The sequence below is a fragment of the Budvicia aquatica DSM 5075 = ATCC 35567 genome (assembly GCF_000427805.1).
GTDB lineage: Bacteria > Pseudomonadota > Gammaproteobacteria > Enterobacterales > Enterobacteriaceae > Budvicia > Budvicia aquatica.
On record NZ_ATYS01000016.1, the window covers coordinates 96,602 to 110,475 of the forward strand.

Here is a 13,874-nt window from a genome sequence, read left to right on the forward strand (position 1 = left end):
ACATGAAGCATGCATTTCGATTAGCTATGGGCCTGCTTATCCTATGGGCATCTGTGCTACACGCTGAAGTTAGAATTGTCATCACTCAAGGTGTTGACTCAGCGCGACCTATTGGCGTTGTACCATTTAAATGGACGGGTTCAGGAGCTGCTCCTGAAAATATTGCTGAAATCGTTGCGTCTGACTTAAGAAACAGCGGTAAATTTAATCCGTTGGATCCGTCTCGCAATCCTCAGGCACCCACTTCAGTATCGGAAGTGACGCCTGCAGCGTGGTCTGCGCTAGGGATTACTGCGGTAGTGATTGGTCAGGTTCAGCCAAGTGCTGATGGCAGTTTCTTAGTATCTTATCAACTGGTTGATACTTCTACGGCAACGCCAACCGTACTGTCTCAGAACCAGTATAAAGTGACTAAACAGTGGTTACGCTATGCAGGACATACTGCCAGTGATGAAACCTTTGAGAAGTTAACCGGAATTAAGGGCGCATTCCGTACGCGTATTGCCTATGTGGTACGTAAAGCCGGTGGCCAATATCCGCATGAGCTGCGCGTTGCTGACTATGATGGCTTTAACCAATTCGTCGTTCACCGTTCTCCTGAGCCGCTGATGTCACCAGCTTGGTCTCCGGACGGAACTAAAATTGCCTATGTGACGTTTGAAAGTGGACGTTCAGAGTTAGTGATGCAGACTTTAGCTAATGGCGCAATTAAACGCATCGCCTCTTTCCCGCGTCATAATGGTGCTCCTGCGTTTTCGCCTGATGGCAAAAAGCTGGCATTTGCTCTGTCTAAAGACGGTAGCTTAAATTTATACGTTATGGACTTGGCTTCAAGCCAGATTACTCAAGTTACGCGTAGCCGGAGTAATGATACCGAACCATCTTGGTATCCGGATAGCCAAACATTAGCCTATACCTCCGATCAGGGCGGTAGACCTCAAATTTATAAAGTGAATATTAATGGCGGTGTGCCAGTTCGCGTTTCCTGGGAAGGTAATCAAAATCAAGATACGGATGTTTCACCCGATGGCAAATTTATGGCTATGGTGAGTTCAGCGAGCGGTCAGCAGCACATCTCCAAAATGGATCTGGAAACGGGATCGGTGCAACTCTTGACTGATACATTCCTAGATGAAACGCCTAGCATCGCACCTAACGGTACTATGATTATCTACAGCGCCACTGAAGGGCTGGGTAGCGTATTACGCTTAGTGTCGACCGATGGGCGTTTTAAAGCGCGTCTTCCGACGACTGAGGGTCAGGTTAAATTCCCTGCCTGGTCGCCGTATCTGTGATGCATGTGTAAATATGTATGGCAAACTTATATAAAAGGATCGAAACAATGCAACTGAACAAAGTGCTAAAAGGGCTGATGCTGGCTTTACCTATTCTAGCTGTGGCCGCATGTAGTTCCAATAAAAGCGCTGACAACGATCAGTCTGCTTTAGGTGGTAATGGCGGAATGTTAAACGGCAGCGGCGGCTACGGTTCTGCTGATGAACAAGCGCGTTTAACGATGCAAGAGCTACAAAGAAACAACATCGTATACTTTGATTTTGACCGTTATGATGTTCGTTCTGACTTCGCTCAAATGCTGGATGCGCATGCTGCGTTCCTGCGTTCAAACCCATCTTTCAAAGTGACTGTTGAAGGTCATGCGGATGAGCGTGGTACACCAGAATATAATATCGCACTGGGTGAACGTCGTGCTAATGCAGTGAAAATGTATCTGCAAGGAAAAGGCGTATCTGGTGAGCAAATCGCTATCGTATCTTACGGTAAAGAGAAGCCAGCAGTGCTAGGCCATGACGAAGCAGCGTTTGCTAAAAACCGTCGTGCAGTACTGGTTTACTAAGAGAAAAATATGAACAGTAATTTCAGATATCATGTATTAAGTCTGTCGTTACTGGTTGGCATAGCAGCCCCTTGGGCTGCTATTGCTGCTTCAACTGACGATCGCATTACTCAGCTTGAGCGAATTTCTGATGCACACAGTCAGTTATTCACACAACTGCAGCAGCAGGTTTCAGACATGCAGAGAGATATCGATACTCTGCGTGGACAGATCCAAACCAACCAGTATCAGCTGGATCAAGCGGTAGAAAGACAAAAATTCATTTTGCAACAAATGGACGAGCTAAGTTCTAAAGGAACTGCATCTGCAGCGACCTCAGGAACCGCGGCGGCATCCACCGGCACTGCTTCAACTACGGCTACTGCGACAGGTTCTTCTGCTGCCAGTACGGGTAATGAAAAACAGGATTATGATAATGCTGTGGCGCTGGTTGTTGGAAAAAAAGATTACGATAATGCCATTCAGGCATTTCAAAGCTTTATTAAGCAGTATCCAAAATCAACCTATCAATCGAATGCAAACTATTGGTTAGGTCAGTTATTTTATAACAAAGGCAAAAAAGATGATGCGTCATACTATTTTGCTACCGTCGTTAAAGATTATCCAAAATCACCTAAAGCGGCTGAGTCAATGTTGAAAGTTGGCATTATCATGCAAGAGAAGGGTGACAAAGATAAAGCGAAAGCCGTTTACCAACGTGTGGTAAGCCAGTTCGCAAATACCGATATTGCTAAGCAAGCAGAGAAACGTTTAGCGGCTCTGTAATCGTATTTAGTCATCATAATCTGCCTATTTTTTTACCTACTTGTACATTTTATAAGTTGGTATGGGTGAAAATCAGGCAGTTAGACTCTGAAAGATAAATTAATTGTTGCACACTTTCAGGAAGTCAGTAATATATGCCGCCGTTGCCGGGGATAACTGGAAACAGTAAAAACGTTGGGGCGTTAGCTCAGTTGGTAGAGCAGTTGACTTTTAATCAATTGGTCGCAGGTTCGAATCCTGCACGCCCCACCACTTCTTTTGAAGTTAAAGAAGTTACGTTGGGTCCGACGATAAAGCATTAAGAAATTGGGGCGTTAGCTCAGTTGGTAGAGCAGTTGACTTTTAATCAATTGGTCGCAGGTTCGAATCCTGCACGCCCCACCAATTTCAGAGAAAAGCGCCTAAGGCGCTTTTTTCGTTTCTGGCTTAAAAAAGCTAACGCGTGTTGGATGAGAACCTAAAGGTTCGAGCCGAGCGAAGCGAGACAACGTTGTCGCAGACAACGGCCCGCAGGGCGAGGCCAAAGGCCGAGTTATCCTGCACGCCCCACCAATTTCAGAGAAAAGCGCCTAAGGCGCTTTTTTCGTTTCTGGCTTAAAAAAGTCAACGCGTGTTGGATGAGAACCTAAAGGTTCGAGCCGAGCGAAGCGAGACAACGTTGTCGCAGACAACGGCCCGAAGGGCGAGGCCAAAGGCCGAGTTATCCTGCACGCCCCACCAATTTCAGAGAAAAGCGCCTAAGGCGCTTTTTTCGTTTCTGGCTTAAAAAAGTTAACGCGTGTTGGATGAGAACCTAAAGGTTCGAGCCGAGCGAAGCGAGACAACGTTGTCGTAGACAACGGCCCGCAGGGCGAGGCCACAGGCCGAGTCATCCTGCACGCCCCACCAATTTCAGAGAAAAGCGCCTAAGGCGCTTTCAGACTAATGACAAAGTGATCTAATTTGATTTCAGTGCAAATTTCGTCCGCATAATCATTATTGGAATATTTATTTTTTCTATCGGCCGAAGGGCGAGGTTTTGAGCTTTGAGGGCTCCGGGCCTACCTTTCCTAGGGGCCCTCCGGCAACTAAAGTTGCTACGACCCCAACGGAAAGCTCTCCCTGCGTTTAAGTTTTTTAACACCTAAATTTTAGTATTTGAGGTTTGTCAGCAATCTGAAAGCGCCTAAGGCGCTTTTTTCGTTTCTACAGCCAAACTCCCTCATGCCGCCATCTCGACCGCCAGAAAATACCCATATTCCAATGCTATCCATGCGGGCGAAATTTACCCTTAACCTCAATTAGAACACTTCCCTAGTTAGCATCTTAGATAATCATTTTAAGGCTATCTTAATCTTGCGCCCTGAATGCCAATCTAAGGAACTTTATCTATTCATCCCACCTGGGTTATCAATAACCAGAATAATTTCATTAGGATGATTGTCAGGCTCAATATGAGGATGTGTAAGCTTACCTTTAGTTCATTTGTTCGAGATGAATGATGTTTATCAGACAAAAGTACGTAGAAGGGGAATTTTTCCGCGTAACTGTCTGTAATTCGACACATGCGTTGATAGTATTGTTTGCACATAGCAGATTGTTGTAGGCTGTCATATTGTTTGTATTATTTGACACCGGATGAGTGAAGATGAATTACCAGAATGATGACGTAAGAATAGAAGCAATTAATGAATTATTACCTCCGGTAGCATTACTGGAAAAGTTCCCGGCAACAGAGAAAGCGGCGGTTACCGTAGCCGGTGCGCGCGAAGCTATTCATAACATTCTCACCGGAGAAGACGATCGTCTGCTGGTCGTTATTGGTCCTTGTTCAATTCATGACACCAAAGCCGCATTAGAATATGCACGCCGCCTGCTAGACATCCGCTCACGTTTTGATAATGAGCTGGAAATCGTTATGCGCGTTTATTTTGAAAAGCCGCGCACCACTGTCGGTTGGAAAGGGCTGATTAACGATCCTCATTTAGACCATAGCTATCAGATCAACGATGGTTTACGCATTGCGCGTAAATTACTGCTGGATATCAATGACAGTGGATTACCGACGGCCGGTGAGTTTCTGGATATGATTACGCCACAGTATCTGGCTGACTTAATGAGCTGGGGCGCAATTGGTGCTCGTACTACCGAATCACAGGTTCACCGCGAACTGGCTTCCGGATTATCTTGCCCGGTCGGATTTAAAAATGGTACTGACGGCACGATTAAAGTGGCTATTGATGCCATCAATGCAGCCGGCGCACCTCACTGTTTCTTATCCGTGACTAAGTATGGTCATTCAGCCATCGTCAATACGCGCGGCAACCATGACTGCCATATTATTTTGCGCGGCGGAAAAGTGACCAATTACAGTGCAGAAGACGTTGCGGCGGTTAAAGAAGCGCTGAATAAAGCCAAATTGCCGCTTAACGTGATGATTGACTTCAGCCATGCCAACAGCTGCAAACAATATAAAAAGCAGATGGATGTCTGTGATAGCGTTTGCCAGCAAATCTCTGCCGGAGACTCCGCCATTACCGGTGTAATGGTTGAAAGCCATTTAGTTGAAGGAGCGCAGGATTTAGAAGGTGCACAGCCACTGACCTATGGCCAGAGCGTAACCGATGCCTGTATTGGCTGGGATGATACTGAGCTTCTGCTGAAAAATCTGGCTGATGCAGTAAAAGCACGCCGTAAATAGCCTTACTCTACGCAACAAAACGGGAAAGCGACGGCTTTCCCGTTGTTCTTTGTTTTACGCTTAGCCCTATTTAGCTTTTCCCTGATTAGCCACTGCGGCTGCTTTAGCGGCAATTTCGTCAGCATTGCCTAAATAATAGCGTTTAATTGGCTTCATCTTTTCATCAAACTCATAAACCAGCGGTACGCCGGTCGGGATGTTCAATTCCAGAATTTCATCTTCACTCATATCATCTAAATACTTCACCATGGCGCGAATAGAGTTACCGTGGGCGGCAATAATAATGCGTTCACCTTTCGCCATGCGCGGCTTGATAACATCGGTCCAGTAAGGGATAACCCGTTCAATGGTGGTCGCCAGGCTTTCTGTCACAGGCAATTCAGCGTCTGCCAGATTGGCGTAACGTCGGTCGTGACCGGGATAGCGTTGATCGTCTTTAGTTAATTCTGGCGGAGTGATGGCAAATCCGCGGCGCCACAGCTTAACTTGCTCATCGCCATACTTTTTAGCGGTTTCGGCCTTATTCAGCCCTTGCAGGGCACCATAATGGCGCTCATTGAGTTTCCACGATTTTTCGACCGGAAGCCACTGAGTATCCATTTGATCCAGAATATTCCACAAAGTATGAATAGCCCGTTTCAACACCGAGGTATAGGCGAAGTCAAAGGTGAAACCCTCGGCTTTTAACAATTCACCGGCCTGAATGGCTTCCGCACGGCCTTTGTCAGATAATTCAACGTCGGTCCAGCCAGTAAAGCGGTTCTCTTTATTCCACTCACTTTCACCGTGCCTGACCAACACTAATTTTGTTACAGCCATCATTTTTCTCCTAAATAAACTGTCGAATTTAATGATAATGATTATCATTGTACTCTAGGCGAGAGGAACTTAAATAGTAAATAGCAGCCAATAATTAATCATAGTTGAATTTATAAACGGAAGAAGGGGATTGCGTGCGCTAAATAGAAAAGCCCGTTGAGCTCAACAAGCCGCTCTTCGGCCGCGAGGAAAAAGCACTATTCCGATATTGATTATGTGGACGAAATTTACATTGAGATCAAATTAAACCACGTTGTCAGTAGGCTGGACCCGGATATCTCCCGGGCTTTAACTAACAACGTGGCTTAAAACAGGGCTATATCAGCCTGTAACCGATTCAAACTGATACACGGTTAATGAACGATAGGTTTCACCCGGGGTAAGCCAGCAGCTTGGCTGTGGCCATTCTGGATGATTAGGGCTATCGGGTAAAAATTCACTTTCCAGTGCAATTCCGGCGTAATTTCCATAGCTGCCGCCGTCTCTGGATGGCGTACCGCTTAAGAAATTCCCGCTGTAAAGCTGCAATGCCGGCTTAGTGGTAAATACCGACATTTTGACTTTGTTGTCTGAAGACCAGAGCAGGGCGGCGGCTTTATCACCATTGCGGCACTCTTCCGACAGTAAATAAGCATGGTCATAGCCACTGACCTGCTGTTGAAACTTATCCTGCAGGAAATCCTGGCTGAGCGTTTTGGGTTGGCGGAAATCCATGCTCAAGCCGGCTACCGGCGTGAGATCGGCATTGGGAATACCTTCACTGTCTACCGGTAAAAAAGTATCGCTATTGATATATAAGCGATGTTCCCGGCTGTCATGATTAACGCCGTCAAGATTAAAATAGGCATGGTTAGTCATATTCACCGGGCATCCACGGTCAACGGTTGCCTGATAACGAATATCCACTTTATTAGTATCTGTCAGCGTGTAGGTCACATCGACCTGAAGATTCCCCGGGTAACCATTGTCTCCGTTCGGGGATATCAGCCTGAAAGTCACCGACTTGATAGTTTGATATATGATGTCCCAGCGACGCTGGTCGAAGCTGTCAGGGCCGCCGTGTAGCTGATGGGTTCCCTGATTAGGCGTCAGGTTAATGGGGCCATTTTGCTGCTCTATTTGGGCACCGGCAATTCGATTGGCATAGCGACCTACCGTTGCCCCGAGGTACGCCTGCTGGTTTAGATAATCCTGTGGCTGAGCACAGCCAAGCAGCACTTCACGTACCGTCTCCTCGACAGGGAACCGGCAGGAAAGCCATGTTGCTCCCCAATCCATCACTTGAACCTGCATTCCCTGACTGTTGTTTAACGTCACAATCGTGAAGGGTTTACCGTCCGGGGCGGTGTGTAACTGAGAACTCAACATACGCCGGTTCCTTCTGAGGCTTTACAGATGTAGAAACTTTCTTTCATACCCGTTTGCTCCTGATATTGCTGACTGACCGCCTGACGAATTTCATCAACGAAAGACCGGGGGGCCAATGCGACAACACAGCCACCAAATCCGCCGCCTGTCATGCGGACACCGCCACGCTCTCCAATGACCTGCTTAATAATATAGACCAATGTATCAATGGCCGGGACGGTAATTTCAAAGTCATCGCGCATTGAGGCATGGGACTCAGCCATTAACCGGCCGAGCATGGGCAGATCGCCGGCGGCCAGCGCATCTGCGGCGGCCAGCGTTCGGGTATTCTCGGTAATTACGTGGCGGGCGCGTTTAAATACCATAGGGTCTAAGTGCTGTTTTGCCTGTTCCAATTGTTCCAGTGTGACATCTCTGAGTGCAGCAACACCAAAGAATGCAGCCGCTGTTTCACACTGCCTGCGGCGGGTATTGTATTCACTGTCAACTAACCCGCGTTTAACGTTAGAGTTGATGATAATAACGGACATATCTTCGGGTACGGGAACGGCTTTGGTATCTAGGCTACGACAATCGATTAACAGCGCGTGATCTTGACGACCTAACGCGGAGATGAGCTGGTCCATAATGCCGCAGTTACAGCCGACAAATTGATTCTCTGCCTGCTGGCCGTTAAGCGCCAGCTCAACGTGGTCAATGTCTAACTGATATAACGCCTGAATGGCTTTGCCTACCGCGACTTCCAGAGAGGCCGATGAACTGAGTCCCGCACCCTGAGGAACATTGCCACTGATAACCAGGTCTGCGCCGCCAAATTCCGGCTTGCGCTGCTGTAAATACAGGACAACGCCGCGCACATAGTTAGCCCACATATATTCAGGATGGAGCGCTATTTCCTGGTCCAGAGAGAAAATATCTTGCTGGTTATGGTAATCAGCGGCAATCACTCTAATTTGGCGATCGTGACGTTTAGCGCCAGAGATAACGGTAAGATAATCAATGGCGCAAGGTAGGACAAAACCGTCGTTATAGTCAGTGTGCTCACCAATCAGATTCACGCGGCCGGGGGCCTGAATGGTTAGCTCAGGCGCATAACCAAACTGTTGCTGAAATGTGGTTTGTGTCTGCTGCTTCAAATCATTCATTGTTATTTCCTGACTCGTTATAGTGAACATCGCTGACGGCACGTAAGCGTTCTGCGGCCTGCTCGGCAGTTAAATCTCGCTGGGCTTCAGCCAGCATTTCATAACCCACCATAAATTTTCGCACCGTGGCGGAGCGAAGCAACGGGGGATAGAAATGGGCATGAAGCTGCCAGTGTTGGTTATTTTGCTGATTGAAGGGCGCACTGTGCCAACCCATGGAATAAGGGAAGGAGCAGTGGAATAAATTATCATATCGGCTGGTTAACTTTTTCAATGCCACGGCTAAATCGCTTTTCTGCCCTGCAGATAGCTGTGACATGGTCTGAATATGTGCTTTGGGCAATAACAACGTCTCGAACGGCCATGATGCCCAATAGGGCACTACGGCTAACCAGTGTTCTGTTTCCACAACGGTACGACTGCCGTCAGCCATTTCTCGACGCACATAGTCGACAAGCATCGGTGACTGATATTGCTCAAAATAGGTTTTTTGTAGCCGGTCTTCCCGTTCGACTTCGTTCGGTAAAAAACTGTTTGCCCATATTTGTCCGTGAGGGTGAGGGTTAGAACACCCCATCGCCGAACCCTTATTTTCAAACACCTGAACCCAAGGGTAAATTTGGCTAAGCTCATCAATCTGCTGCTGCCAGGTATCAATGATTTTTTCTAAGTCACAAAGCGATAGTTCCGGCAGCGTTTTACTGTGATCCGGAGAAAAGCAAATCACCCGGCTGGTTCCTCTGGCACTCTGACAACGAATAAGAGGGTCTTGCGATTGATTGGCGTCCGGCGTGTCCGGCATCAGAGCCGCAAAGTCATTGGTAAAAACGTAAGTTTGCTTATAGTCCGGGTTGATATCGCCGGTAACCCTTGTATTTCCCGCACAGAGAAAACATTCAGCATCGTGAACCGGGCGTTTATTGGATTCAGGCGCCTCTTGCTGACCCTGCCACGGGCGCTTAGCCCGATGGGGGGATACCAAAATCCACTGTCCGGTTAACGGATTAAACCGCCGATGAGGATGGTCGACCGGATTGAACTGGGTGGTGGTAGAACTATTCATCAGGATATCCTTGAGGATTAGCCGATTGCCAGCGCCAGGTATCGGCGCACATATCATCTAAATTGAGTTTGACCCGCCAGTTTAGCTCTACTGCGGCTTTAGTCGGATCGGCCCAGAAGCGGGCCAGATCGCCTTCACGGCGGGGCGCAAAATGATAGGGGAGAGGTTTTCCGCAGGCCTGACCAAAGGCATTAACCACATCGAGAACGCTGTAGCCAAATCCGGCACCAAGGTTATAAGTATATACACCGGGGCGACCCGTGACTTTATCCAAGGCAGCAATATGTCCGTCGGCCACATCAATCACGTGAATATAGTCCCGTTGACAGGTTCCGTCAGGGGTCGGGTAGTCATTACCAAAGATAGACAGTGAATCCCGGCGCCCAACGGCAACCTGGGCGATAAACGGCATTAAATTATTGGGAATTCCCTGCGGATCTTCGCCCATCGAACCGGAAGGATGGGCACCTACCGGGTTGAAATAGCGCAATAAGGCAATGCTCCATTCCGGCTGGGCTTTTTGCAGATCCTGCAGGCATTGCTCAATCATCAGCTTGCTGTTGCCATAAGGGCTGGATGGTTTGCCCGTCGGCATGGTTTCCACATAAGGGATGACCGGCTGTTCGCCATAAACCGTCGCTGATGAGCTAAAGATAAAATTTGTCACACCGGCACGGCGCATAGCGTCAACCAATACCAGAGAGCCATTAATATTGTTATCGTAATATTCCAGCGGCTTGCTGACGGATTCTCCCACCGCTTTTAAGGCAGCGAAATGAATAACGGAGTCGATGGGATGGTCTGAGAAAATAGTCTCTAACAGCTTAGCGTCACGAACATCACCACAATAGAACGCAGGTTTATGGCCGGTCAGTTTTTCAATCCGCGCCAGAACGCTGACTTTGCTATTGGATAAATTATCAATAACAACCGGCGTATGGCCGGCTTCAATTAATCGTACGCAGGTATGGCTTCCTATGTAACCGGTACCACCAGTAACCAGAACTCTCATAATAGACTCTCCGTTTGAATATTCTGGTTATATATTAGCATATCCATTTAGGCTGGGAAGAGGCACTTATCGCATTTTGTGAAACCGATTACATTTTGGCTTTCACCGGTAGATTTAAAACAGGTTATAGCGGATAGGTCGGGGGAGGAATAACGGCAGAGCGATAACGTATGGCGGGTAATATCAAACGGGCCCCGTGACACGAAGCCCGTTGAAGAGCAGATTAACGGTGTAACCAGCCTTTAGTTGCTGATTTACCTTTGATTTTTATGCTATCTGGTGGTGTAGTAAATAAGTAATCAATAGAGCTATCTAAACCAATTGACTTATAGCCGGCTAATTCGAAACCATACGGATTAGCACTGGTCTCGCCATAGATCACGGTTTCAAAAGCCATCGGCAAATTACCGTTATTTACTAACCATGATTTATCCATTTTGATTTCAGGTACCAGGCGAATTTCTGTACCGTTGACTAATTGAAAATCGCTGGTTTTAATTAAGCCAAACTCTTGCACTTGGTTATCGTCACTGACCACATAAACGTGGTTAACTAAAAATAAGTAACCACCGGCAGCGATGAATAAGCCTAATGCGGCAGCACCTTTTCTCAATTTAACATTTTTACGAAAAAGTATAAAAAGCCCGATAGCCAGAATAGCAGCAATGACACCAAATATGATTTGGAATGTAGCAATTGGAAACATGTGTATTAATCCTTTAAAAATAACAAAACGTAATAATAATTATAAATGGTCAGATCAACTTATAGATATACGCTAAGGTCGTCTTCCCTAACTTATTGAGCGGGGGAGTCTACCATTTAATTATTGCCGTTCCAAGTCACAGTCACAGGGTATATATGCTGCGTTTGATCTGATTACTGACTATTTTTTATCCATTCAGCGGTGCTGGAAATATAGGCCATTCCGCCTAATGCCGCCATGCTTTGAACATGCGCGTCTTGTGTTGCTGCGGCACAAAGATCTTCCAGCACGCTGACTTTATAACCAAGATCGTGAGCCTGTCTGGCGGTGCTTTGAATGGCCATCAGAGAACTGACTCCTCCGAGTAACAGATGGTCATAACCTCTGTCACTTAGCCATTGGTGAAGCGAGTTACCGGCAAAGGCTGAAACAGCTTTTTTCACCATAACTTCATCCTGTGGCTGAACGTCTAACCCCTCAATCCAGTCACAGCCAGGGCTGCTTAAACGCAATCTTCCGGCCTGTTTAACGCTGTTAAACATCGGCGAGTGAGTGGGGATATCATGGTAATCATCAGCGAATCCGACCTTAATCCAAATCACGGGGATTTTCTGGCTACGGGCATAGGCTGCGGTTTTATTTGCCAGCGGGATAACGCCGCGCTCATGGGTTTGTTGATGGCTGGCTGCATGCTCACCGACAATATCTTGAATTAAATCGATAATGATTAATGCTGATGACATATAAGCTCCTGAAGTAACAGAATGAAAATGGTCAAATAACCGATATTCATTGGAATGAATGTGTTGCTAATTATCGATTGTTTTTAGTGACGCTGTAACTAATGCCGATTGCAGCAGTCACTAAACGATAGTCATCTACTGAGTAAGGCTATTGGTAGCCTTTATTTTCAATAGCATAAGCATAGCTATTTCCGGTAGGAATAAAACTCAGCCGGTGTGTAATACAGGCCGGGGCATCTTCAGCGTGATGTGAAACAAACAACAGCTGGCTCTTGCCTTCGCTGATTAGCACGTCAATCCAACGTTTGACTAACTGGCGATTAAGCGGGTCTAACCCTTGTAGCGGCTCATCTAAAATGAGCAAGGCCGGATGTTTGACCAGCGCTCTGGCGATCAATGTTAAGCGCTGCTGGCCCCAGGATAATGAATGGAAGGGGGTATCGGCAAGGTTGCTCAGCCCGAGTAAATCCAGCCATTGCTGAGTGAGTTTATCCTGAGTGTCAGACGTAGCCTGATAGATACCAATAGAGTCCAGATAACCGGACAAAATAACATTTCTTACGCTTACGCTGACCCGATAGTCCAGATGAAGATTACTACTGACATAGCCGATATGTTTTTTAATATCCCATATGGTTTCACCACTGCCGCGTTTACGCCCGAATAAGGTGAGATCGTTGCTATAACCCTGTGGATGATCGCCGGTAATCAGGCTCAATAAAGTCGATTTACCCGCGCCGTTAGGGCCAACGATCTGCCAGTGTTCACCGGGGTTTACCTGCCAGTTGAGTCCGTTAATGATTGGCCGGTCGTTGTAGTGAATAAAACAGTTATTGAGCGTAATTAACGGTTGGTCTGCCGCAAGCGGCGTGCTTTCAGTCACGTCGGCCGGAGGAAGTGAGGTTCCTGACAATCGTTCACTTTGGGCTAACTGGGCTACGAGTGCTTCAGACAGAATATCATCACGTAAACCGGTTCGGGTCAGGTGACAGCCCGCTAATACACCGATATGAGTAATAAATTCCGGAATTTCATCAAACCGATTTAACACCAATACCAGCGTGACGCCCTGGGCTGAAAGCTCAGATAATAGCTGGGCCAACTGATGGCGAGAGGCTACATCCAGCCCGTCAAAAGGCTCATCTAAAATTAATAAATCCGGGGATGAAATCAATGCCTGACAGAGTAAGGTTTTGCGGGTTTCACCGGTTGAAAGGTATTTAAACCGGCGGTTGAGAAGGTGGCTAATACCAAACATTTCAGCCAGACGTTGGCACTGGTCTTGGTTTGCCTGCTCCAGTTGAATAATTTCTGCGGTTGTGCGCCCGGTATCATCCTCACCTTCGCTCAGCATATCGGTGTTATTTCTTTGCCACTCTTCAGTCACCAGCTTTTGTAGCTGTTCAAAAGAGATACGAACGATATGTTTAAACTGATTTTCTCTGTCACCGGTTAATAGCGTAAGTTCATCAGACAGGGCTCGAGCCAGTGCCGATTTTCCACTGCCGTTAGAACCGACAAATGCCCAGCTTTCACTTTCATTTAAAGACAAGGCCGGTAAAGAGAGTGATTGGGTATGGCTCAGCCTAAAACTCCCGTCTGATATGGTTAATTTTTTCATTCCGCGCCTTTTAAATTTAACTATTAATAAGCTTTTTTATTTGTTGTTATAGCAGATTACTCAATCTGCGTAGAATCGCAAACCGAGAGTGATAAAT

Annotated in this window: 12 protein-coding genes, 2 tRNA genes and 3 other RNA genes; 9 read left to right on the plus strand and 8 right to left on the minus strand. The window is 46.9% G+C overall.

Annotated features, from left to right (window positions below; all coding sequences use genetic code 11):
- Nucleotides 1-2 precede the first annotated feature (2 nt).
- From tolB to aroG, 9 genes are all read left to right on the plus strand, one after another.
- Nucleotides 3-1,295 carry a Tol-Pal system beta propeller repeat protein TolB gene (gene tolB / locus YWE_RS0107940; protein ID WP_029094043.1) on the plus strand — a complete coding sequence of 431 codons (1,293 nt, stop codon included), beginning with the start codon at nt 3-5 and terminating at the stop codon, nt 1,293-1,295.
- Between the two features lie 47 nt (nt 1,296-1,342).
- Nucleotides 1,343-1,855, plus strand: a complete 513-nt coding sequence (pal, locus tag YWE_RS0107945; protein WP_029094044.1) for a peptidoglycan-associated lipoprotein Pal — start codon at nt 1,343-1,345, stop codon at nt 1,853-1,855.
- Between the two features lie 9 nt (nt 1,856-1,864).
- Nucleotides 1,865-2,620, plus strand: a complete 756-nt coding sequence (gene cpoB, locus YWE_RS0107950; protein WP_029094045.1) for a cell division protein CpoB — start codon at nt 1,865-1,867, stop codon at nt 2,618-2,620.
- Between the two features lie 176 nt (nt 2,621-2,796).
- Nucleotides 2,797-2,872, plus strand: a tRNA-Lys gene (locus tag YWE_RS0107955).
- Nucleotides 2,873-2,928: 56 nt separating this feature from the next.
- Nucleotides 2,929-3,004 (plus strand) — tRNA-Lys (locus YWE_RS0107960).
- Nucleotides 3,005-3,048: 44 nt separating this feature from the next.
- Nucleotides 3,049-3,172, plus strand: a non-coding RNA gene (locus YWE_RS29540) — RtT sRNA.
- A gap of 44 nt (nt 3,173-3,216) precedes the next feature.
- Nucleotides 3,217-3,340: non-coding RNA, RtT sRNA (locus YWE_RS29545), on the plus strand.
- Nucleotides 3,341-3,384: 44 nt separating this feature from the next.
- Nucleotides 3,385-3,508: non-coding RNA, RtT sRNA (locus tag YWE_RS29550), on the plus strand.
- 739 nt (nt 3,509-4,247) lie between these two features.
- Nucleotides 4,248-5,300 (plus strand): 3-deoxy-7-phosphoheptulonate synthase AroG, encoded by a 1,053-nt coding sequence (gene aroG / locus YWE_RS0107965; RefSeq protein WP_029094046.1) that lies wholly within the window; start codon nt 4,248-4,250, stop codon nt 5,298-5,300.
- A 66-nt stretch (nt 5,301-5,366) separates the two neighbouring features.
- On the opposite strand, the gene gpmA is transcribed toward aroG, so the two are convergent.
- From gpmA to modF, 8 genes are all read right to left on the minus strand, one after another.
- The gene (gene gpmA, locus YWE_RS0107970; protein ID WP_029094047.1) at nt 5,367-6,119 is read right to left on the minus strand and encodes a 2,3-diphosphoglycerate-dependent phosphoglycerate mutase; all 753 of its coding nucleotides are present in this window, start codon (nt 6,117-6,119) and stop codon (nt 5,367-5,369) included.
- 321 nt (nt 6,120-6,440) lie between these two features.
- Complete coding sequence (gene galM / locus YWE_RS0107975; protein ID WP_029094048.1) at nt 6,441-7,487, minus strand: galactose-1-epimerase; 1,047 nt, start codon at nt 7,485-7,487, stop codon at nt 6,441-6,443.
- Nucleotides 7,481-8,632, minus strand: coding sequence for a galactokinase (galK, locus tag YWE_RS0107980; protein WP_029094049.1), 1,152 nt, complete (start codon nt 8,630-8,632; stop codon nt 7,481-7,483). Before galK ends, galM begins: the two co-directional genes overlap by 7 nt.
- Nucleotides 8,625-9,695, minus strand: a complete 1,071-nt coding sequence (galT, locus tag YWE_RS0107985) for a galactose-1-phosphate uridylyltransferase (RefSeq protein WP_036015460.1) — start codon at nt 9,693-9,695, stop codon at nt 8,625-8,627. Before galT ends, galK begins: the two co-directional genes overlap by 8 nt.
- Nucleotides 9,688-10,707, minus strand: coding sequence for a UDP-glucose 4-epimerase GalE (galE, locus tag YWE_RS0107990; RefSeq protein WP_029094051.1), 1,020 nt, complete (start codon nt 10,705-10,707; stop codon nt 9,688-9,690). The genes galT and galE overlap by 8 nt, the downstream gene beginning before the upstream one ends.
- Before the next feature lie 223 nt (nt 10,708-10,930).
- Nucleotides 10,931-11,413, minus strand: a complete 483-nt coding sequence (locus tag YWE_RS0107995; RefSeq protein ID WP_029094052.1) for a hypothetical protein — start codon at nt 11,411-11,413, stop codon at nt 10,931-10,933.
- Between the two features lie 173 nt (nt 11,414-11,586).
- Nucleotides 11,587-12,156 (minus strand): cysteine hydrolase family protein, encoded by a 570-nt coding sequence (locus YWE_RS0108000; protein WP_029094053.1) that lies wholly within the window; start codon nt 12,154-12,156, stop codon nt 11,587-11,589.
- A gap of 148 nt (nt 12,157-12,304) precedes the next feature.
- Entirely contained in the window at nt 12,305-13,777 is a 1,473-nt protein-coding gene (gene modF, locus YWE_RS0108005; protein ID WP_029094054.1) for a molybdate ABC transporter ATP-binding protein ModF, read from the minus strand.
- Between the last annotated feature and the right edge of the window lie 97 nt (nt 13,778-13,874).